The organism is Pseudoalteromonas sp. J2K-J599, from assembly GCF_059295115.2.
This window is the reverse complement of the sequence record NZ_CM200271.1, coordinates 2,784,660-2,804,659: the sequence shown is the minus strand read 5'-3', so window position 1 is coordinate 2,804,659 and position 20,000 is coordinate 2,784,660. Positions and strand designations below refer to the sequence as shown.

20 protein-coding genes are annotated in these 20,000 nt (G+C 39.4%); 16 read left to right on the top strand and 4 right to left on the bottom strand.

What is annotated here, in order from left to right:
- Positions 1 to 62: 62 nt before the first annotated feature.
- Genes AC5NT5_RS12725 through AC5NT5_RS12710 form a run of 4 tightly spaced genes read right to left on the bottom strand, consistent with a single transcriptional unit; the run spans position 63 to position 3,818 of the window.
- A complete protein-coding gene (locus AC5NT5_RS12725) occupies positions 63 to 1,442 on the bottom strand; it encodes an AmpG family muropeptide MFS transporter (RefSeq protein ID WP_182734469.1) in 1,380 nt (459 codons plus the stop codon).
- A gap of 49 nt (positions 1,443 to 1,491) precedes the next feature.
- Positions 1,492 to 2,112, bottom strand: a complete 621-nt coding sequence (locus AC5NT5_RS12720) for a peptidylprolyl isomerase (RefSeq protein ID WP_494513997.1) — start codon at positions 2,110 to 2,112, stop codon at positions 1,492 to 1,494.
- 2 nt (positions 2,113 to 2,114) lie between these two features.
- The gene (locus tag AC5NT5_RS12715; protein ID WP_154903662.1) at positions 2,115 to 2,675 is read right to left on the bottom strand and encodes a YajG family lipoprotein; all 561 of its coding nucleotides are present in this window, start codon (positions 2,673 to 2,675) and stop codon (positions 2,115 to 2,117) included.
- Complete coding sequence (locus AC5NT5_RS12710) at positions 2,676 to 3,818, bottom strand: methyltransferase (RefSeq protein WP_024604970.1); 1,143 nt, start codon at positions 3,816 to 3,818, stop codon at positions 2,676 to 2,678.
- Positions 3,819 to 3,860: 42 nt separating this feature from the next.
- Here AC5NT5_RS12710 and AC5NT5_RS12705 point away from each other — a divergent pair, with 42 nt between their 5' ends.
- The 16 genes from AC5NT5_RS12705 to cyoD all read left to right on the top strand — a co-directional run bounded on the left by AC5NT5_RS12705 (position 3,861) and on the right by cyoD (position 19,994).
- Positions 3,861 to 4,472 carry an alpha-ketoglutarate-dependent dioxygenase AlkB family protein gene (locus tag AC5NT5_RS12705; RefSeq protein WP_494513998.1) on the top strand — a complete coding sequence of 204 codons (612 nt, stop codon included), beginning with the start codon at positions 3,861 to 3,863 and terminating at the stop codon, positions 4,470 to 4,472.
- A gap of 61 nt (positions 4,473 to 4,533) precedes the next feature.
- Positions 4,534 to 4,845: a BolA family protein gene (locus AC5NT5_RS12700; protein WP_024596564.1), complete on the top strand. Its 312-nt coding sequence runs from the start codon at positions 4,534 to 4,536 to the stop codon at positions 4,843 to 4,845.
- Positions 4,846 to 4,958: 113 nt separating this feature from the next.
- Positions 4,959 to 6,152, top strand: a complete 1,194-nt coding sequence (gene fabV / locus AC5NT5_RS12695; RefSeq protein WP_494513999.1) for an enoyl-ACP reductase FabV — start codon at positions 4,959 to 4,961, stop codon at positions 6,150 to 6,152.
- A gap of 629 nt (positions 6,153 to 6,781) precedes the next feature.
- Positions 6,782 to 8,125, top strand: coding sequence for a Na(+)-translocating NADH-quinone reductase subunit A (locus tag AC5NT5_RS12690; protein WP_024596562.1), 1,344 nt, complete (start codon positions 6,782 to 6,784; stop codon positions 8,123 to 8,125).
- Between the two features lie 4 nt (positions 8,126 to 8,129).
- Complete coding sequence (locus AC5NT5_RS12685) at positions 8,130 to 9,332, top strand: NADH:ubiquinone reductase (Na(+)-transporting) subunit B (protein ID WP_002958899.1); 1,203 nt, start codon at positions 8,130 to 8,132, stop codon at positions 9,330 to 9,332.
- On the top strand, positions 9,325 to 10,077 hold the full coding sequence (locus AC5NT5_RS12680; protein WP_002958898.1) for a Na(+)-translocating NADH-quinone reductase subunit C: 753 nt from the start codon (positions 9,325 to 9,327) through the stop codon (positions 10,075 to 10,077). The genes AC5NT5_RS12685 and AC5NT5_RS12680 overlap by 8 nt, the downstream gene beginning before the upstream one ends.
- The gene (locus AC5NT5_RS12675; RefSeq protein WP_002958897.1) at positions 10,077 to 10,709 is read left to right on the top strand and encodes an NADH:ubiquinone reductase (Na(+)-transporting) subunit D; all 633 of its coding nucleotides are present in this window, start codon (positions 10,077 to 10,079) and stop codon (positions 10,707 to 10,709) included. The genes AC5NT5_RS12680 and AC5NT5_RS12675 overlap by 1 nt, the downstream gene beginning before the upstream one ends.
- Positions 10,710 to 10,719: 10 nt before the next feature.
- Positions 10,720 to 11,328, top strand: a complete 609-nt coding sequence (gene nqrE / locus AC5NT5_RS12670; RefSeq protein ID WP_002958896.1) for an NADH:ubiquinone reductase (Na(+)-transporting) subunit E — start codon at positions 10,720 to 10,722, stop codon at positions 11,326 to 11,328.
- A gap of 18 nt (positions 11,329 to 11,346) precedes the next feature.
- Positions 11,347 to 12,576 (top strand): NADH:ubiquinone reductase (Na(+)-transporting) subunit F, encoded by a 1,230-nt coding sequence (gene nqrF / locus AC5NT5_RS12665; RefSeq protein ID WP_002958895.1) that lies wholly within the window; start codon positions 11,347 to 11,349, stop codon positions 12,574 to 12,576.
- A 109-nt stretch (positions 12,577 to 12,685) separates the two neighbouring features.
- Positions 12,686 to 13,717: an FAD:protein FMN transferase gene (locus tag AC5NT5_RS12660; protein ID WP_182712248.1), complete on the top strand. Its 1,032-nt coding sequence runs from the start codon at positions 12,686 to 12,688 to the stop codon at positions 13,715 to 13,717.
- A 101-nt stretch (positions 13,718 to 13,818) separates the two neighbouring features.
- Complete coding sequence (nqrM, locus tag AC5NT5_RS12655; RefSeq protein ID WP_007376137.1) at positions 13,819 to 14,031, top strand: (Na+)-NQR maturation NqrM; 213 nt, start codon at positions 13,819 to 13,821, stop codon at positions 14,029 to 14,031.
- 1,291 nt (positions 14,032 to 15,322) lie between these two features.
- A complete protein-coding gene (locus AC5NT5_RS12650; protein WP_002958097.1) occupies positions 15,323 to 15,742 on the top strand; it encodes a hypothetical protein in 420 nt (139 codons plus the stop codon).
- Between the two features lie 322 nt (positions 15,743 to 16,064).
- On the top strand, positions 16,065 to 17,024 hold the full coding sequence (gene cyoA, locus AC5NT5_RS12645) for a ubiquinol oxidase subunit II (protein ID WP_165723814.1): 960 nt from the start codon (positions 16,065 to 16,067) through the stop codon (positions 17,022 to 17,024).
- 2 nt (positions 17,025 to 17,026) lie between these two features.
- Positions 17,027 to 19,015, top strand: coding sequence for a cytochrome o ubiquinol oxidase subunit I (cyoB, locus tag AC5NT5_RS12640; RefSeq protein ID WP_024596558.1), 1,989 nt, complete (start codon positions 17,027 to 17,029; stop codon positions 19,013 to 19,015).
- Positions 19,012 to 19,638: a cytochrome o ubiquinol oxidase subunit III gene (gene cyoC / locus AC5NT5_RS12635; RefSeq protein ID WP_002958100.1), complete on the top strand. Its 627-nt coding sequence runs from the start codon at positions 19,012 to 19,014 to the stop codon at positions 19,636 to 19,638. The genes cyoB and cyoC overlap by 4 nt, the downstream gene beginning before the upstream one ends.
- Positions 19,638 to 19,994: a cytochrome o ubiquinol oxidase subunit IV gene (gene cyoD / locus AC5NT5_RS12630; protein WP_182725160.1), complete on the top strand. Its 357-nt coding sequence runs from the start codon at positions 19,638 to 19,640 to the stop codon at positions 19,992 to 19,994. Before cyoC ends, cyoD begins: the two co-directional genes overlap by 1 nt.
- The last annotated feature ends 6 nt before the right edge of the window (positions 19,995 to 20,000 follow it).

The window sequence follows — 20,000 nt, the reverse complement described above, 5'->3', positions numbered from 1 at the left end:
TTGCTTAGTACACTTTAAGGGGCACTTGATAGTGCTAAGCAATATGTTAATGCAGGGATGCATTAAATATTTTTGTGGTAATTCTTCTCAAGCTCATACAACTTATGCCTAATCAGATATAAAAATATCAACGAAGGTAAAACCATTAAGGCTGTTAAAATAAAGAACAGCGACCAATTTCCCATTAACCAATCATCAATTACTACACCACTGTAGCTTGAAAGCAATGTTCGTCCTAAATTCCCTAATGACGCCAGTAATGCATAGTGCGTTGCACTAAATGCTCTATCGCATAACATCGATATAAAGGCCACCATAGCGACCAACGACCACGCTTGCGTAAAGCCATCAATAACAATAGCAAAGGCATACAGCCTTAGGTCAGGGCCAGCTAAAGCAATCCACGAAAAGGCTAAGTTTGAAGCAGCCATTGCAATACCACTTACAAATAAACCCTTAACAATGCCATATTTTTGATTAAATAAACTGCCAACAAAGGTAAATATGATTGTAAGTACCGCTGTACCTACCTTCGAAAATGTAGCTATATCGCTATTGCTAAAACCAATTTCTTTATAAAACACAATCGACATGCGCCCTAAAAACGCTTCGCCTATTTTAAATAAGAAAATAAACGCAAGTAATGCTAGTGCTGTTTTAACGCCATTTTTAGTAAAAAAAGCTCTAAAGGGATCAATAACGGTTACCGCAAGCCACGCAACAGTTTTTGTTAAAGGAGTTTGTTTTGTAGAGGACAGTTTTTCAAGGTACACACGCTCAAGTTCAGCATGTACTGCTTCGCGGTTAGTTTCGGGCTCTTTTGCAAACAGTGCTCCACTCATTAACAGCAGCATTACGGCAGCTAAAAAGTAATAAATTTGTGGCCAGTCGAGCGAGGGTATATCGGCCATGTAAAATGGAATGGCGCCTAAAAGTGCATAACCTGTCCACCAACCCGAAGTTGCCATTGCGGCTGCAGCGGTTGCTTTGTGTGATTCGCTTTCGCTTAGGGTGTCTATTCTAAAGGCATCAATAGCAATGTCTTGAGTAGCCGAAGCAATGGCGATTAATAAACAAATCGCAGCAACAATTGCCAAATTAGCTTTTAAATCAAGCCCTGCTAATAGCAAGGTGCCAATAAAAATAAAACTTTGGCAAAATAGTATCCAACTGCGACGCTGGCCTAGCCATTTATATAAAATAGGAAGTTTTGTACGGTCAATGAGTGGTGACCACAAAAAGTTTATGCTGTAAGCGCCAAATACAATGCCAAATAGGCCTATCATACTGCGACTTAGCCCCTCATCTTTTAGCCAAGCAGACATAACAGAGCCAATTAAAACCCACGGAAAACCGCTACTCATACCAAATATGAAAATGTGGATTAAGCGTTTGTCTTTAAAGTAAGAAAAATATTCGCTAATAGAGAGAGATTTGCTCATAGGGCCTTCATTGGCTTTGATGCAGAGCAGCTAGGCTGCTCTTAAAAAATTATAGTGGGACTTGTTCAAGTACTTTAATATTTAAGATGACAACAGGTTTTTTAGGTACGAAATCGTAGCCAATTTTCTCATTAAAACCGGTTTCAACAGTCATAATTTTATCAAGCGTGTCGTAACCATCCATTACGCTACCAAATACAGCAAAGCCCCAATCTTTCCCTGGATTTAAGTGATCGTTATTATCCATATTAAAAAAGAATTGGCGAGTTCCTGAGTGCGGTTGTCTATCTTGATAGGCCATAGCAATGCTATACATATCGTTTTTTAAACCGTTACCGCTTTCATTAAAAATAGGGGCATTTTCATGTAGACCATCATAGTCTTTATCGTAACCGCCACCTTGAATAACAAAGTCGCGATCATTTTCTACATCGCGCTCAATGCGATGAAAAACGCTGCCTTGATAACTTTTGTCTGACACGTAAGTTAAAAAATTATTGACTGTGATGGGCGCTTTAGAACGATCTAGTTCAACCACGATGCTACCCATTGACGTTACAATTTCTACGCGTGGAAAAATGTTGTCCTTTTGCACAAAGCGGCCTTCTTGGGCTGCTAAGCTACTTACACTAAAGAATAGGCCTAAGCAGATTAAAAAAAGTCGTTTCATAGTTAACCTTCTAAAAATTCTATTAATTCAGGGTCAGATACAATGCGGGTAATAACTTGCTCAGTCAACTTATTGAGCTGACCTTCTATTTTTGCTCGCTCATGACTAAATGGGCCTTCTAAATCAGCACTGCCTCTATACACTTTACTAAAGTTACTTGAGGCGCGAATAACACGCACGCCAAGTTCTATGTGGGCTTCGCTGGTATGGCTCACTAGCTTTTCGGTTACAACAGCTTGCAATGCATGAATATCTACTTCAAAGCGAACAGTTGCTAAGTTAGAAATACTGGCTCCATTGCGGCTAAGGGCGCTGTCTAACACACTTTTAATAGAGCTGGTAATGCCTTGGCTTGCAAAGGTTTTAGTTTTGTCTGACTCAATAAGTTTAAGTGTTGATGTATCGCCACGTAAATCAATTACACTAGTACTTAAGCTACTATTTATAGTGCTAATTTGACCATTTTTATAAACAGGGTTAAGTATTACTTGGCTAGGCTGATTCGCGCAGCCACCAAGTATCAGTAATACACAACACCCAATTATAATGTTTGTTAATTTCATTTATAGCATTCCACTATTTTTTGTTGCACTTAAAACGACAAACTTTTTGTTTGAACCTAGCAACTTACAGTTGCCAAACATACGGTTTAATTTATCATGATAATCTAAATGACGATTACCAATAATACGCAGCTCGCCGCCTTCTTTTAAAGTATCTTTTGCTTGTTTAAACATTTGCCAAGCAATATGGTCGGTAACGGCCTGAGCTTGGTGAAATGGAGGGTTACAAAGCACCATATCTACACTGTCTCTTTCAAAGCCTGTTAAACAGTCGTTTTCGATGAACTCGCAGTTATCAAACTTATCGCCTAGGTTAATTTCTACATTTAACCGAGCCGACTCTACTGCCATGTAAGACTCATCAACAAAAGTAACTGATGCATTAGGGCAACGAGCAAGCGTCATTAATCCAACAACTCCGTTACCACAGCCTAAATCAATAATGCTTTTAGCTTTTGGTGTTTCTGGTAAGTAGTTAAAAAAGAAGCGTGCACCAATATCTAACGAATCACGCGAAAACACATTTGCATGGTTTGTTATATTAAACTCAGTACCTTCAAGCTCCCACGTTACAGGGAAATCTGCTGCTTTATATCCGCCTTTAGCTGTACTTAATATAAGACGGGATTTTTTAACTGCTAGGCTAGTTTTTGTTTCACCAATAAATTGCTCAAATGATTTTATTGTTGAGTTATGAATTTCTTTTGTTTTACCTGCGGCAATTACTGGCGTACCAGGTGCAAGGACTTCACTGAGTTCACTTAACTGAAACTGTAAAAAACCTACATTACGAGGGATTTTAATAAGTACTAAATCAACATCCTGCGGTAATGCAGACAAACTATCTAATTGTGTAAAATCTGCTGTAGGCAGTTTGTTTTCTTGTAAGTTATAAGCCGCAGCTTGGTGGCTAATATAAGAATCGTTAACTGAACAAACCGTTAACTTATTAAAATAACAAGCAAGTGCACCAAAGCTATCGTTTAAAATAAGCAATGAGCGACAATCAGGGTGATGTTCGTTAACATAATTGATAAGGTACTCATCTGCCGAATCCCACGCTTGTAAGCTGCGGTTTTTTTGATCCAAAGGAAAGCGTTCAAGAGTAAAGGTTTTATCGCCTAGCTGGGCTTGCGTCGTCATAATGGTTCGTTGATCAGTAATCTAATGTAGGTAAATTCTAACATGCAACGGCAAAACGCCAACCCCCAACAGTTACCAAATGGCTTTTCTTATCAAAGTAGGGCACTTAGTGCACAAAAAAGCCTCGATCTATTTTATTATTTGCAAAAAAACCTACGTTGGCAGCAACCCGATGTAACTGTTTATGGTAAAACGGGGCCTATTCCACGGCTACAATGCTTCATGAGCGATTTAAATATTGAATACGGCTATTCAAGTAGTAAGCAAATAGTAGAGCCATGGGATGAATTGTTACTTAATATGAGAAGGCGTTTAGAGGCGCACTTAAATCAGCCTCTAAACTCATTACTCGTTAATTATTACCGAGATGGTAATGATACGATGGGCTGGCACAGTGATGATGAAATAGAGCTTGGTGATAAACCAACAATTGTGTGTATCTCGCTAGGAGCTGATCGGATTCTAAAGTTAAAGCACAAGGCGAGCAATAAAGTAACCGACTTAAAATTACAAAGTGGCAGCTGTTTAATAATGGATGGACATAGCCAGCGAGATTATCAACATGCAATACCTAAACAAACAACGCTTGCACATCCTCGAATAAGTTTAACTTTCCGATTTATTAAGCACATTAAACAAAAGCAATTTAGTTAGCCAAGCGCTGCGTTAAATTGTTATAGTAAGTGTATAAATTAGCTAATTAAAACGGTCTTTTATGTCAATGCAGCAACAGATCCAAGAAAAAATAAGCAACGCTATTGCGTGTAAACATTTAAATGTAATTAACGAAAGCCATATGCACAGTGCGGGCACTGAATCACACTTTAAAGTAATAGTGGTTAGCGAAGGTTTTACAGGTAAACGTTTATTGCAGCGCCATCGTGAAATTAATGAAATTCTAAAAGATGAATTAGCAAATCATATTCATGCACTCGCAATTCATACATATACACCCGATGAGTATACAGAGCAGGGCGGCGAGGCACCTGATTCACCTAATTGTATGGGCGGCTCTAAATTAGCTTAGATAATTAATAGCGATTTGATTGTTACACTTGTGGTTAACTGATCAGATCAGTGTTTTTAGTATTAGCCTTTAAACTAGCGCTAATTTTTATTGTAAAAGATATAGGATGATCAATGGTCATTAAGCCTAAAATTCGTGGATTTATCTGCACAAACGCACATCCAGCTGGTTGTGCAGAGCATGTTCAAGAACAAATTAACTATGTAAAACAACAAGGCGCATTAAAAAATGCACCAAAAAATGTATTAGTTATTGGCGCATCAACAGGCTACGGCTTGGCTTCGCGCATTACAGCTGCGTTTGGTGGTGGTGCTAAAACATTAGGTATTTTCTTTGAAAAAGAAGGTACAGATCGCAAAACAGGTTCTGCTGGTTGGTACAATACCGCTGCTTTTCAAGATGCAGCAGACGAAGCAGGCCTTTGGTCTAAAAATATTAATGGCGATGCGTTTTCTAACGAAATCAAGCAAAAAGCAATCGACACTATTAAAGCAGATTTGGGCAAAGTAGATTGTATTATTTACAGCTTAGCGTCTCCTCGTCGTACAGACCCAAATACGGGCGAAATATACTCATCTACGCTTAAGCCAATTGGAAATGCCGTTACTACTAAAAACTTAAATACATCAAAGCGTGAAATTGATGAAATTACTGTTGAAGCTGCAAACCAAGACGATATCGACAACACCATTAAAGTAATGGGCGGTGAAGATTGGGAAATGTGGATTGACGCATTAAAAGAAGCGGATGTATTAGCCGATAACTTTAAAACGACTGCGTACACTTATATTGGTAAAGAGCTAACATGGCCAATATACGGACACGCTACTATTGGTAAGGCTAAAGAAGATCTAGACCGTGCAACCGCTGCTATTAAAGAATCAACAAAAGATTTAAATGGTGAGGCATATGTTTCATCACTTAATGCTGTGGTAACGCAAGCAAGTTCTGCTATTCCTATTATGCCGTTATATATCTCTGCTTTATTTAAAGTTATGAAAGCAGATGGCACATATGAAGGCACTATTGAGCAAATTCACGCATTATTTAGTGAAAACTTGTATGGTGAATCTCCTCGCTTTGACGACGGTGGACATTTATTCCAAAACTATAAAGAGCTAGAAGACGACGTGCAAGCTCGCGTGCAAGCTGTTTGGGATAAAGTAGATACAAGCAGCATTGATGAGCTAACAGATTATGTTGGTTACCATAATGAGTTTTTACGCTTATTTGGTTTTGGTATAGATAGTGTTGACTACGATCAAGATGTAGATTCAGTTAAGCCAATTGCCAATATGATTGACTAACAGAACTTAGGGCCTGTTTATCTTTCGAGGTTAAATTTGCAGCAGTCTGTTTGGTATTTAGGCAAGGCAGAGCCTATGTAGTGTGGTTATTCCCCATAAATGGGCGATAACGTGGAATAAATGCCAAACATGCGCTGCCCAAAGGGTTCTGCCTAGGGGCTATTTACTCTTTGTTGCTCGGTTTTTACTTAGCCCACTAGGTTACAAACCTCACGCCGCGATTAAATAGCCCCTAGATTGAACAAATTTTAATCCTGAAAGGTCAACAGGCTCTAGTTATAAAAAGCCGCTATCGCGGCTTTTTTTGTATTATGCGATTTGTTGAATTTACGATGAAATCAGGAATGATAATTGCTTAGGCTACCACTTTGGTCTAGCTTGATTTTTATTTAATTCACTTAACAAAACTAAATAAGTGTTTCTGTCGTATAATTTTCATAAATACACTCGCATAGTCATCTAAAATGATGTTAAAATCTCGACAATATGTGATGAGTTTTACTACGTTGCTTGTTTGATATCTCTAGCAAGCTGCTCTTTTGTACCTTGATATAACTTGGAATAACTCAAATGGCGACGTGGTTGATACGATTTTTCAGTTTCTTTCCTTTAATGTAATGCAAGTGCGTATGATCAACATAAAAAAAGGTCTGGATTTACCCTTAGAGGGCGCGCCACAGCAAGTTATACATGACGGTTCTGCTGTCAAACGTGTAGCTGTGCTTGGCGAAGAGTTTATCGGTATGCGTCCAACCATGCATGTTCGTGTGGATGACCAAGTCAAAAAAGGCCAGGTACTTTTTGAAGATAAAAAGAACCCAGGCGTCCTATTTACTGCTCCAGCTTCTGGTACAGTAAAAGAAATAAATCGTGGTGCTAAACGTGTGCTGCAATCTGTTGTTATTGAAGTAGCAGGCAGTGAGCAAATCACCTTTGACTCTTTCAAAGCAGACGAGCTTCCGAGCTTAGAGCGCGAAAAAGCCAAAGAAGTACTTATCCAGTCTGGTCAATGGACAGCACTTCGTGTTCGCCCATTCAGCAAAGTAGCGGCTGTGGATGCAAATCCTAGTTCTATTTTTGTGACCGCAATCGACACAAACCCATTAGCTGCAGATCCTGCAGTAATTATTGCAGAAAATGCGCAAGCATTTGAAGCGGGTCTTGCAGTTGTTTCGCGTTTGACCGATGGCAAAGTATTTGTGTGTAAAAAAGCAGGCAGCCAAGTTCCTAGCTCATCTATAGCTCAAGTAGAAGTACATGAGTTTGGTGGTGTGCATCCGGCTGGCCTCGTTGGCACTCATATCCATCATCTTGATGCAGTTTCTGTTAGCAAACAAGTTTGGCATATTGGTTACCAAGACGTTATTGCGTATGGTCACTTATTCCTTACTGGTGAAATTTACACAAATCGTGTCATTTCGCTTGCAGGTCCTCGCGTTAAAAACCCACGTTTAGTGAAAACACAATTAGGTGCTTCATTGGATGATTTAGTGGCTGGTGAGTTAGAAGACGGAGATAACCGCGTTATTTCTGGTTCTGTTCTATCGGGTTCTATTTCAAACGGTGTTCATGCATTCTTAGGTCGTTACCACGTTCAAGTATCTGTTTTACTTGAAGGTCGCGAAAAAGAATTGTTTGGCTGGATTGCACCAGGTAGTGATAAATTCTCTGTAACGCGTACATTCCTTTCTCACCTAGCACCAAGTCGTTTATTTAAAATGACAACGTCAACAGGTGGTTCAAAACGTGCCATGGTACCAATTGGTAGCTACGAGCGCGTAATGCCGTTAGATATTTTGCCTACTCTATTATTACGTGACTTAATTGCACGTGATTTAGACAGTGCAATTTCATTGGGCGCGCTTGAACTTGATGAAGAAGATTTAGCGTTATGTACCTTCGTTTGTCCAGGCAAATACGAGTATGGTTCTATCCTACGCGATTGCTTAACTACGATCGAGAAGGAAGGCTAGAGAGATGGGTTTAAAAAAATATCTAGAAGATATCGAGCCGAATTTTGAAGCCGGTGGTAAATATGAAAAGTTTTATGCACTGTATGAAGCAGCTGCAACTATTTTTTATACACCAGGCTACGTAAATAAAGGCGCGACACACGTACGCGATAACATCGACCTAAAACGTATGATGATTTTAGTGTGGATGGCGACGTTCCCAGCTATGTTTTTTGGTATGTTCAATATCGGTCATCAGGCCGCTGGTGCTTTAGCACAAGGTTTTGAACTAGCAAACACGTGGCAAGTTGGTTTGTTCCAGTTATTCGGTGGCGAGTTAACCGCTGATGCAGGCTGGGGCGCTAAGATGTTCTATGGAGCATGTTTCTTCTTACCTATCTACGCTGTAACATTTGCAGTAGGTGGTTTCTGGGAAGTTATATTTGCTTCAGTGCGTAAGCATGAAATTAACGAAGGTTTCTTCGTTACTTCTGTATTATTCGCACTTATTTTGCCAGCAACTATTCCTTTATGGCAAGTTGCGTTAGGTATTACGTTTGGTGTAGTAATCGCTAAAGAAATCTTTGGTGGTACCGGCCGTAACTTCTTAAACCCTGCTTTAGCCGGTCGTGCATTTTTATTCTTTGCATACCCAGCTCAAATCTCAGGTGACACAGTATGGACAGCAGTAGATTCTTTCTCTGGTGCAACTATGCTAGGCCAAGCATTTGCTGGCACACTTGACTTTGCAAACATGGAATTATGGTGGAATGCGTTTTATGGTTTCATTCAAGGTTCTGTAGGTGAAACATCTACACTTGCATTATTAGTAGGTGGTTTGTTCTTAATTTACGTTCGTATCGCTTCTTGGCGCATCGTACTAGGTGTATTCCTAGGTATGGTAGCAACTGCATTTTTATTAAATGCTGTTGGCTCAGAAACTAACCCTGTATTTGCAATGCCTTGGTATTGGCATTTCGTACTTGGTGGCTTTGCGTTTGGTATGTTCTTTATGGCTACTGACCCTGTATCAGCTGCATTTACTGACAAAGGTAAATTAGCATATGGTCTACTAATTGGCTTTATGGTGGTTATGATACGTGTTGTGAATCCTGCTTTCCCAGAAGGCATGATGCTAGCAATCTTATTTGCTAACTTGTTCGCTCCACTGTTCGATCACTTTGTAGTGCAAGCTAATATTAAGCGGAGGTTGGCACGTAATGTCTAGTAATAACGAATCAATCGGCAAAACGTTATCAGTTGTTGTAGCACTATGTTTAGTGTGTGCAATCATTGTATCGTTTGCTTCTGTACAGCTTCGTCCTTTACAGCAAGCTAATAAAAACAAAGATATTCAAAGCAATATCTTAGCTGCTGCGGGCATCGACAAAGTTGAAAATGTTCTTGAAACATTTGATGCAAAAATCGAAGCGCGCGTTGTAAACATGACTACAGGTGAGTTTGTAGATACAGACCCAACAATCTTTGACTTTGAAAAAAGCAAATATGATGCAGCGCTAAGTGTTTCTCTTCAAGAGAAAGGCGTTAAAGATATTGCTGGTATTCAACGTGTGACTAAAGAGTCACCGGTGTATATCTCTAAAAAAGAAGATGGCTCAGTTGATGCAATCATTCTTCCTATCCAAGGCTACGGCTTATGGGGCTTAATGTACGGTTTTATCTCGCTTGAAAGCGATGGTGAAACAGTTAAGGGCATTATCTTTTACAAGCATAATGAAACCCCAGGTCTTGGTGGCGAAATCCAAAATCCACAGTGGACTGCTACATGGGAAGGTAAAGAACTTCCAATTCAAATTGTTAAAGGTACTGCGGGCAATGATGAGCATAAGATCGATGGTCTTTCAGGTGCTACATTAACGTCTAACGGTGTTGATCATGCAGTTGACTTTTGGACTGGCGAAAATGGCTTTGGCCCTTTCCTTGCGAAAGTACGTAAAGGAGCATTGAAATAATGGCTGATACTAAAGAAATGAAGGCGGTCCTATTTGGCCCGGTTTTAGCTAACAACCCAATCGCACTACAAGTACTTGGTATTTGTTCTGCGCTAGCGGTAACGTCTAGCTTAAAAAATGCGTTAATTATGTCAATCGCATTGACACTTGTAACTGCGTTTTCGAGCTTCTTTATCTCGCTTATTCGTAACCAGATCCCATCATCTGTACGTATCATCGTACAAATGACAATTATCGCATCATTGGTAATCGTTGTTGACCAAGTATTACAGGCATTTTCTTATGCTACTGCAAAAGAGCTTTCTGTATTCGTTGGTCTAATCATTACTAACTGTATCGTAATGGGTCGTGCTGAAGCATACGCGATGAAGTCGCCACCACTTATGTCATTCCTTGACGGTATTGGTAACGGCTTAGGTTACTCTGTGGTACTACTTACTGTTGGTTTCATTCGTGAGCTATTTGGTAAGGGTTCACTATTCGGTGTTGATATTATCCCATTAGTACAAGATGGCGGTTGGTATCAGCCTATGGGTCTATTGATCTTACCACCGAGTGCATTCTTCATCATTGGTTTATTCATATGGGTACTGCGTACTTATAAGAAAGACCAAGTAGAAGCTAAAGCGTAAGGGGCAAATAGTGGAACATTATATTAGTTTATTTGTAAAAGCCGTTTTTATTGAGAACTTAGCGTTGTCATTCTTCTTAGGCATGTGTACTTTTTTAGCGGTATCTAAAAAAGTAACTACATCAATTGGCCTAGGTATAGCGGTTATAGTTGTATTGGGTATTTCTGTACCTGTAAACAACTTGGTTTATCATGCGGTACTTGCACCTGGTTCACTAACTTGGTTAGGTTACCCAGATGCAGATCTTAGCTTTTTACGTTTCTTAACTTTCATTGGTGTTATTGCAGCACTTGTGCAAATTCTTGAAATGGCGTTAGATAAGTTTTTCCCTGCACTATACAACGCGTTAGGTATCTTCTTACCACTTATCACAGTTAACTGTGCAATATTTGGTGCGGTATCATTCATGGTTGAGCGTAACTATAACTTCGGCGAGTCTGTTGTTTATGGTATTGGCGCTGGTGTTGGTTGGGCACTTGCAATTACATTACTTGCAGGTATCCGTGAGAAACTGAAATACTCAGACGTACCTGACGGCTTACGTGGTTTAGGTATTACCTTCATCACTGTTGGTTTAATGGGACTTGGCTTTATGTCATTCTCTGGTATTTCACTGTAAAGGTAGCGAGGATAAATCATGGATTATCAGATTTTCTTAGGCGTTGGTGTTTTTATCGCTATCGTTGTACTACTGGTTTTAGTCATCATTGGTGCTAAATCTCAGTTAGTTGCAAGTGGCGATATTATCATCGGCATTAATGGCGACCCAGATAAAGCCATTAAAACATCAGCAGGTAGTAAGCTTTTAGGCGCACTATCTGAGTCAGGTATATTTGTATCATCTGCTTGTGGTGGCGGTGGCTCTTGTGGTCAGTGTCGTGTACACATTAAAGAAGGTGGTGGTGATATTCTGCCAACTGAGCTTGATCACATATCTAAAGGTGAAGCCCGTGAAGGCTGTCGTTTAGCGTGTCAGGTAAATGTTAAAAATGACATGGAAATTGAACTTGAAGAGTCAATTTTCGGTGTTAAGAAGTGGGATTGTGAAGTTATCTCTAATGATAACAAAGCAACGTTCATCAAAGAACTTAAGCTGCAAATTCCAGATGGCGAGTCAGTGCCGTTTCGTGCGGGTGGTTACATCCAAATCGAAGCTCCACCTCACCATGTTAAATATGCAGATTTCGATGTTCCTGAAGAGTATCGTGGCGACTGGAACCATTTTGGTTTCTTCGATCTGGAGTCAAAAGTAGACGAAGAAACAATTCGTGCTTACTCAATGGCTAACTACCCAGAAGAAGAAGGCATCATTATGCTTAACGTGCGTATTGCTGCTCCACCTCCAAGAAACCTTAGCTTGCCATGTGGTAAAATGTCTTCGTACATTTGGTCACTTAAAGAAGGCGACAAGGTAACTATTTCGGGCCCATTTGGTGAGTTCTTTGCTAAAGACACTGACGCAGAAATGGTATTTGTTGGTGGTGGTGCTGGTATGGCGCCAATGCGTTCTCATATCTTTGACCAACTTAAACGTTTGAACTCTAAACGTAAGATGAGTTTTTGGTATGGTGCACGTTCTGAGCGTGAAATGTTCTACGTAGAAGATTTTGACGGCCTAGCCGCTGAAAATCCTAACTTCGTATGGCATACAGCACTTTCAGATCCACAGCCTGAAGATAACTGGGAAGGCTATACTGGCTTTATCCATAACGTTTTATTTGAGAACTATCTTAAAGATCACGAAGCGCCTGAAGATTGTGAGTACTACATGTGTGGTCCTCCAATGATGAATGCGGCAGTTATTACTATGCTTAAAGATTTAGGTGTTGAAGACGAAAATATCTTACTAGATGACTTCGGTGGCTAACACTAATACCAAAACAGTTTAGTTTTGGTTAAAATACCAGCCTCGTAGCACTTGTGTTACGAGGCTTTTTTTATTCTTTAATTTTATCAATCTATTAAGTAGAGCTGTTATGAATCGAGTAAGTACTTCACAGGGCATAATGGCCTTTTTACTAATTACACTGACTGTATTATTGTCTGGGTGTGGTGAAAAGCCAGAGTTAAAAGAAACCTTTTTAGAAGGTAAGACTATGGGTACCACTTATCATATTAAATATTATGATGAGCAAGCCCAGCTATCGGCTTCACAACTACAGCTGCAAATAGACGCTGTTTTAAAAGATGTGAACCAATCTATGTCTACTTACATAGAAGACTCTGAAATAAATACATTTAACAGATTACCTGCAAATCAAGTCATGCCAATTAGCGAAGATTTTAGGGCTGTTATAAGCGAGTCTATTCGCTTGGGTGAATCGACTAAAACACTCGACGTAACAATGGGGCCTTTAATTGATTTATGGGGCTTTGGGCCTGATAAAAAACCAACTAATCGCCCAAGTGATGAAGAGCTTGCAAGTATGGTTGAAAAAATAGGCATTGATAAACTTATCTTAAATGAGCAAGGACTTGCTAAAACAGTTAATGGACTGGAGCTTTCTTTTTCGGCAACAGCTAAGGGCTATGGTATTGATAAAGTTGCCCAGTTATTAGAAAGCCACGACATTACTAATTACATGGTTGAGATTGGTGGTGAGCTGCGTATAGCAGGTGAAAAGCCAAATAATCAGGATTGGAAAATCGCGATTGAGCAACCAGATGCGCAACCTGGAGAGCGTAAGGTACACCGTGTCTTATCGCCAGGTACAAGTGGTATAGCGACATCGGGTGATTACCGTATTTTTTATAAAATGGATGGCGAGATCTATACCCACTTAATTGATCCAGCAACAGGTATGCCTATTAAGCACGACTTAGTGTCGGTAACTGTGCTTCATCCAAGTGCTATGACGGCAGATGGTTTAGCGACAGCACTTACTGTAATGGGGATGCAAAAAGCGCAAGCTTATGCTGAGCAACATGATTTACCGGTTTATTTAATAGGTAAATCAAAAGAGGGTTTAATTACCTACTCAAGCCCAGCATTTAAGTCTTATTTATAGTATGGTGCTGACTTGTTTATTTCCGTGTTATTTGGGTATATAATAGCAGTCGCTCAAAAATATTTGAGTTTAATTTATTGCTGATCAATAGGGGCTAAGCAATGTCACTTTTTCTTCTTACTTTTGGCTTACTAATTTTGATAGTTTCGGCTATGGCCGTTGGTATGATCGTGCAAAAAAAATCTATGGCAAGCAGCTGTGGTGGTTTAGGTTCGGTTGGTATTGATAAAGCCTGTGATTGCGATGATCCATGTGATAAACGCAAAAACCGTTTAGCAAAAGAGCAAGCCTGGAAAGAAAACCAAATTATTTAAGCCTGTCTTAAATATTAAAAAGCGCTTTATAGCGCTTTTTTTGTGCCTGTAAAACGCCTTCGCATCATAGCTTCCAAAGCAATCCAATCTAAATGTATTAGACAAAGGTATATAGTTTAGTTTTTTTCACCTATTAGGTTTATTTTTCTCGTTTGTCAAATTGGAGCTAACACTCTAAAGTTTAACCATAGACAAAGAGCAAGGCTCTCGTCATAAGCTTGAGGCATAAGTTAGCCTCGCTTAAAAGAATCTTTATATTGTGTGTGAAGATGTTGTCAGTGTGAAGGGCAACTCAAGTTTGGTGGTGACTGAGTTTGAGTTGTTTTTATTCCCTACAATTGCCACGCAGTGTAAGCCAAGAATCTTTATATTGTGTGTGAAGATGTTGTCAGTGTGAAAGGCAACTCAAGTTTGGTGGTGACTGAGTTTGAGTTGTTTTTATTCCCTACAATTGCCACGCAGTGTAAGCCAAGAATCTTTATATTGTGTGTGAAGATGTTGTCAGTGTGAAAGGCAACTCAAGTTCAGTGGTGACTGAGTTTGAGTTGTTTTTATTCCCTACAATTGCCACGCAGTGTAAACCAAAAATCTTTATATTGTGTGTGAAGATGTTGTCAGTGTGAAAGGCAACTCAAGTTCGGTGGATTCACTTCCATAAAGAACGAGTTTGAGTTGTTTTTATTCCCTACAATTGCCACGTAATGTAAACCAAAAATCTTTATATTGTGTGTGAAGATGTTGTCAGTGTGAAAGGCAGCTCAAGTTCGGTGGTGACTTAGCTTGAGTTGTTTTTATTCCCTACAATTGCCACGTAATGTAAACCAAGAATCTTTATATTGTGTGTGAAGATGTTGTCAGTGTGAAAGGCGGCTCAAGTTCGGTGGTGACTGAATTTGGGCTGTTTTTATTTGTGCCACACAATTATTACTCCCTCCTAAAAACCTATAATCCTATTAAATATTTCTCTTTAAATCGTTTTTTATTTTAGCTAACCGAATGTTTTTTATCGTGTTATTTTTTATTAACAAAATAGCTTCGAAAGCTTAACTCAAATTAATTGATTTTTAGTTGAACAGAAAATTCTCTTTGTTATACTCACGTTCGAACTTTCAGTAAGTTTTGAAAGTTTGGTTGATACGGATCAATTTTCGCTAGGTAAATATGTGCTAGCTGGATTTGATTGTATTTAGCACCTGGTTTTAGGGTTTACAACAGCAATGTTTTTTAAATTTTTCCATTGCAAACTGTATTACTCTAATTTTGTTATAGTCATTTTAGTAGGTTAATGTCTTTGAACACACTTTCTTTGCATCATACAGCTACGGAACTTGCCTCTGGCGAGCCGCAGACGTGTGAACGCTTGAATAAAGCAGGCAAGGGCGTGTGTGTAGCTATAACTTTATTAGTGTTTAATACTGTAATGTTGCTAAGCGGTGCACTAGAGGATGCCTTCAAGCTTGAAGCGCTATTAAGTGATGGGTTTATTGTAGAGCCACTGTTACTTAATCTTGCGCAATTTTTAGCTCATCCGATCATATCAAGTCAGTTACTTATTGGCCTTTGTTGGTTATTGTTCCATATTTGTCCAGCGCGTCGTGCTGGCATAATCCTCCGTAAAGCAGCCTTTGCTTTTAGCGAGGCTAAAGTTCTTCAGCCTGTGATCTCTTCACATGGTTGTCGTGCTCCACCTAGCTTTACAGGTTGCCTGTAACGCTGCATCTTGTTGCTGGTTTTAATTATTTGTTCTTGCTGTAAATAATTAAGGTTAGCTAAAACAAAGTAGCTTCGTGTTTCTTTAAACACATTTCAGCCAACCACCACTCACCCAAGTTAACTTTTATTACGTTATATAAATGCGTTTAGAAAGCTGGGTTTGTTGCTAGGTCATTAATGGCATGAGCTTTAGGTTTTTTTGAATAGCCCCCTTATTTTTATAATTTAATTCTAGTTAACTTGGGTTTTTATTGAAAAATCGTTGCTTTGGTTTTTATTTTAAGCAGCAAATTGAAACTCTAGGTTTGTAGGATACTCCCTTGTTAATTCGTAACCTTTGTAATATTGCTTTAGCTAGTACAGTGCTGGCGTTGTCAGGCTGTAAAGGCGGGATACTCGATCCAAAAGGGCAAATAGGCATTGATGAGAAAAATTTAATCATCATCGCAACCGTGCTTATGTTGCTTGTAGTCGTTCCCGTTATTGTGATGACTTTGTATTTCGCTTGGAAATATAGAGACACTCAAAACCAAGAAATTTATGCTCCAAAATGGGCTCATTCAAATAAAATTGAAGCCGTTGTTTGGGCTGTTCCTATTGTTATTGTAATCATTTTAGGTGTTATTACCTGGCAGTCTACCCAAGACTTAGACCCCTATAAACCCATTGAAGGTAAAGGTGAACATCTTACTGTTGAAGTGGTTTCACTAAACTGGAAGTGGCTATTTATATATCCTGAGCAAGGTATTGCTACGGTTAATGAATTAGTGTTCCCAGCAAATGTACCTGTTGAATATAAAATCACCTCAGAGAGCACAATGAATTCATTTTTTATTCCGCAATTGGGTAGTCAAATATACTCAATGGCTGGGATGGAAACCAAGCTTCACTTAATTGCAAATGAGCCAGGTACGTTTAAAGGCTTTTCAGCAAATTACAGCGGCGCAGGTTTCACTGGCATGAAATTTAATGCCATTGCTACACCTACTCAAGCAGACTTTGATAAGTGGGTGAGTGATGTGAAAGCGAATTCAAGCGCTAATAACCTGACTCATGCAAATTATGTTGAGCTTGCAAAAGCAAGTGAAAATAACCCAGTAGCATATTACGGAAAAGTTGATGACGGCTTATTTCATACCATTGTTATGAAGTATATGCAGGCGCATGGCGATATGAACAAAAAACACCATGCATTGGGCGAACATGGGCAAATGAGTAAAAAGCATCATGAAATGAGTGAGCACTCAATGCCTTCATCTCACAGCCAAGGCGAGGAATAATAATGTCGTTATTAGGTAATCTTTCACTCGACGCAATTCCGTTTCATGAGCCAATTCTTGTGTTCACGATGTCGGTTATTGCGATAGCTGGGCTTATTATTGCCGGGCTTATTACAAAGTATAAAAAATGGGGCGTGCTTTGGCGCGACTGGATCACGTCTGTTGATCACAAACGCTTAGGCGTAATGTATATTCTTTTAGCACTAATAATGCTGTTTCGTGGTTTTTCTGATGCAATAATGATGCGTGCGCAGTTGGCACTTGCTACCAGTGGTGCGCCAGGTTATTTACCACCAGAACACTACGACCAAATATTTACTGCCCACGGCGTAATCATGATCATATTTATGGCAATGCCATTTATGATTGGTCTAATGAACATTGTATTACCACTTCAAATTGGTGCTCGCGATGTTGCTTTTCCATTTTTAAATAATTTAAGTTTTTGGTTTACAGCCAGTGGTGCAATTTTAATTAACTTATCACTTGTATTTGGTGAATTTGCAAAAACAGGTTGGGTGGCATATCCGCCGCTTTCGGAGCTGACCTTTAGCCCTGGGGTGGGGGTCGATTATTATATTTGGGCCTTGCAAATATCCGGGCTCGGTACACTTCTAACAGCCGTAAACTTTTTAGCAACCGTGTTTAAAATGCGTGCACCAGGTATGACCCTAATGAAAATGCCAATTTTTACATGGGCATGTACATGGGCAAACATCTTAATTGCAGCATCATTCCCAATTTTAACTGCTGTACTTGCAATGCTAACGCTTGACCGTTATCTAGACTTCCACTTCTTTACCAATGAATTGGGCGGTAACGCCATGATGTACATCAACCTGTTTTGGGCATGGGGTCACCCTGAGGTATACATATTAGTATTACCAGCGTTTGGTATTTTTTCTGAAATTATTTCGACCTTTGCCGGTAAACGTTTGTTTGGTTACAAATCGATGGTTTATGCCAGCGGTGCAATCTCAATTTTAGGCTTTATTGTTTGGTTACATCACTTCTTTACTATGGGCTCAAGTGCTAACGTTAACGCGTTCTTTGGGGTAATGACTATGGTTATTGCCGTACCAACTGGGGTTAAGTTGTTTAATTGGTTATTTACTATTTACCGAGGTCGTTTACGTATAAGTGTACCGGTACTTTGGACTCTTGGCTTTATGGTTACCTTTACCGTAGGCGGTATGACCGGTGTATTACTTGCCATTCCTGGCGCCGATTATGTACTGCATAACAGCTTATTCTTAATTGCACATTTCCATAACACAATTATTGGTGGTGCTGTATTTGGTTACCTGGCCGGTTTTGTATTTTGGTTCCCTAAAGCAATGGGCTTTAAACTTAATGAAAAATGGGGCAAAGCATCATTTTGGTGTTGGATTATTGGTTTCTTCGTAGCATTTATGCCGCTGTACGTACTTGGTTTCTTAGGTATGACACGTCGCTTAAACCACACTAACAACCCAGATTGGAACATGTGGTTATACATTGCCGCAGGCGGTGCTGTAATTATTATGTTTGGTATTATCAGCCAAGTAATTCAATTATATGTGAGCTTTAGAGACCGTGAAGCGCTTGACGATACAACAGGCGATCCGTGGAACGGCCACACACTTGAGTGGGCTACAAGTTCACCTCCGCAAATTTATAACTTTGCAACAATTCCACATATTGATGATATTGATGCATGGACCGATATGAAAGAAAAAGGTCAAGCATATCAAGATAAAGCAAACTACAGCCCTATTCATATGCCTAAAAACACATCAGCTGGCGTGTTAATGGCAGCAAGTTTAACAGTATTTTGTTTTGCAATGATTTGGCATATTTGGTGGTTAGCTGTTGTTGGACTAGTAGGCGGAATTGCCATATTTATCAAACGTTGTTACACCAGCGATGTAGATTACTATATACAACCTGATGAAATTGCACGCATTGAAGCTGCATATAATTCAAGTGGCGTTAAGGAGTTAAAAGCGTGAGTACACTTTCTGCAAATTTAGACTCTGTATCACACGATGATCATGCCCACGCGCATGATCACCACGATACTTCGGGTGATACCGTATTTGGTTTTTGGTTATACCTAATGACCGATTGCCTACTGTTTGCCTCGTTTTTTGCCACTTACGCTGTGTTATTTATGAACACAGCCGGTGGCGTATCGGGTAAAGATATTTTTGAACTCGACTTTGTAGCAGTAGAAACTGCAGCACTACTGATTAGTAGTATTACTTTTGGTTTTGCCATGATTGCCGCTCAAGGGCAAAAAAAGGCACTAACACTGACTTGGTTATTTGTTACGTTTTGTTTAGGTGCTGTGTTTATTGGTATGGAAGTATACGAATTTCATCACCTAATTGTGCATGGCAATGGTCCACAACAAAGTGCCTTTTTAACATCGTTTTTCTCATTAGTTGGCTTACATGGTTTACATGTAACAGCGGGTCTAATTTGGATGACCATAATGATGATTGAAGTTGCTAAACGCGGCTTAGGTAAAGCAACCGTAACGCGTTTAAGCTGCTTAAGCCTATTTTGGCACTTCTTAGACATTGTCTGGATTTGTGTATTTACCGTTGTTTATTTAATGGGAGCAATGTAATGAGCCACAGCGAAACGCATACGTTAAAGCAAACGCAAAGTGATCATCATGATGAATCTCATGGCAGTGTTAAAACTTACTTAATTGGCTTTGTGCTATCGGTAATTTTAACTGCTATACCGTTTTACATGGTAATGGAAGGTGACTTCTCAAAAGCAACAACGCTTTGGAGCATTGTTACTTTAGCAATCGTACAAATTTGGGTGCATTTAAAATACTTTTTACACCTTAATTTTACCACCGAAGATGGCCGTGCAAGTACTTTTTCATTCCTATTCAGTGCTCTGATCATCGTAATGGTTGTTGGGTTATCTGTTTGGATCATTTATGAATCTAACGCAATGATGATGTACTAGGAGTTG

What these genes read in the sequence shown, in the direction of transcription:
- nqrM (WP_007376137.1), top strand. Translation starts at nt 13,819, where the DNA reads ATGTCACTTTTTCTTCTTACTTTTGGCTTACTAATTTTGATAGTTTCG.
- nqrF (WP_002958895.1), top strand. Translation starts at nt 11,347, where the DNA reads ATGGATTATCAGATTTTCTTAGGCGTTGGTGTTTTTATCGCTATCGTT.
- AC5NT5_RS12685 (WP_002958899.1), top strand. Translation starts at nt 8,130, where the DNA reads ATGGGTTTAAAAAAATATCTAGAAGATATCGAGCCGAATTTTGAAGCC.
- AC5NT5_RS12715 (WP_154903662.1), bottom strand. Translation starts at nt 2,675, where the DNA reads ATGAAATTAACAAACATTATAATTGGGTGTTGTGTATTACTGATACTT.
- cyoB (WP_024596558.1), top strand. Translation starts at nt 17,027, where the DNA reads ATGTCGTTATTAGGTAATCTTTCACTCGACGCAATTCCGTTTCATGAG.
- AC5NT5_RS12680 (WP_002958898.1), top strand. Translation starts at nt 9,325, where the DNA reads ATGTCTAGTAATAACGAATCAATCGGCAAAACGTTATCAGTTGTTGTA.
- AC5NT5_RS12710 (WP_024604970.1), bottom strand. Translation starts at nt 3,818, where the DNA reads ATGACGACGCAAGCCCAGCTAGGCGATAAAACCTTTACTCTTGAACGC.
- AC5NT5_RS12725 (WP_182734469.1), bottom strand. Translation starts at nt 1,442, where the DNA reads ATGAGCAAATCTCTCTCTATTAGCGAATATTTTTCTTACTTTAAAGAC.
- AC5NT5_RS12700 (WP_024596564.1), top strand. Translation starts at nt 4,534, where the DNA reads ATGTCAATGCAGCAACAGATCCAAGAAAAAATAAGCAACGCTATTGCG.
- AC5NT5_RS12705 (WP_494513998.1), top strand. Translation starts at nt 3,861, where the DNA reads ATGCAACGGCAAAACGCCAACCCCCAACAGTTACCAAATGGCTTTTCT.
- AC5NT5_RS12690 (WP_024596562.1), top strand. Translation starts at nt 6,782, where the DNA reads ATGATCAACATAAAAAAAGGTCTGGATTTACCCTTAGAGGGCGCGCCA.
- AC5NT5_RS12660 (WP_182712248.1), top strand. Translation starts at nt 12,686, where the DNA reads ATGAATCGAGTAAGTACTTCACAGGGCATAATGGCCTTTTTACTAATT.
- AC5NT5_RS12675 (WP_002958897.1), top strand. Translation starts at nt 10,077, where the DNA reads ATGGCTGATACTAAAGAAATGAAGGCGGTCCTATTTGGCCCGGTTTTA.
- cyoD (WP_182725160.1), top strand. Translation starts at nt 19,638, where the DNA reads ATGAGCCACAGCGAAACGCATACGTTAAAGCAAACGCAAAGTGATCAT.
- fabV (WP_494513999.1), top strand. Translation starts at nt 4,959, where the DNA reads ATGGTCATTAAGCCTAAAATTCGTGGATTTATCTGCACAAACGCACAT.
- AC5NT5_RS12720 (WP_494513997.1), bottom strand. Translation starts at nt 2,112, where the DNA reads ATGAAACGACTTTTTTTAATCTGCTTAGGCCTATTCTTTAGTGTAAGT.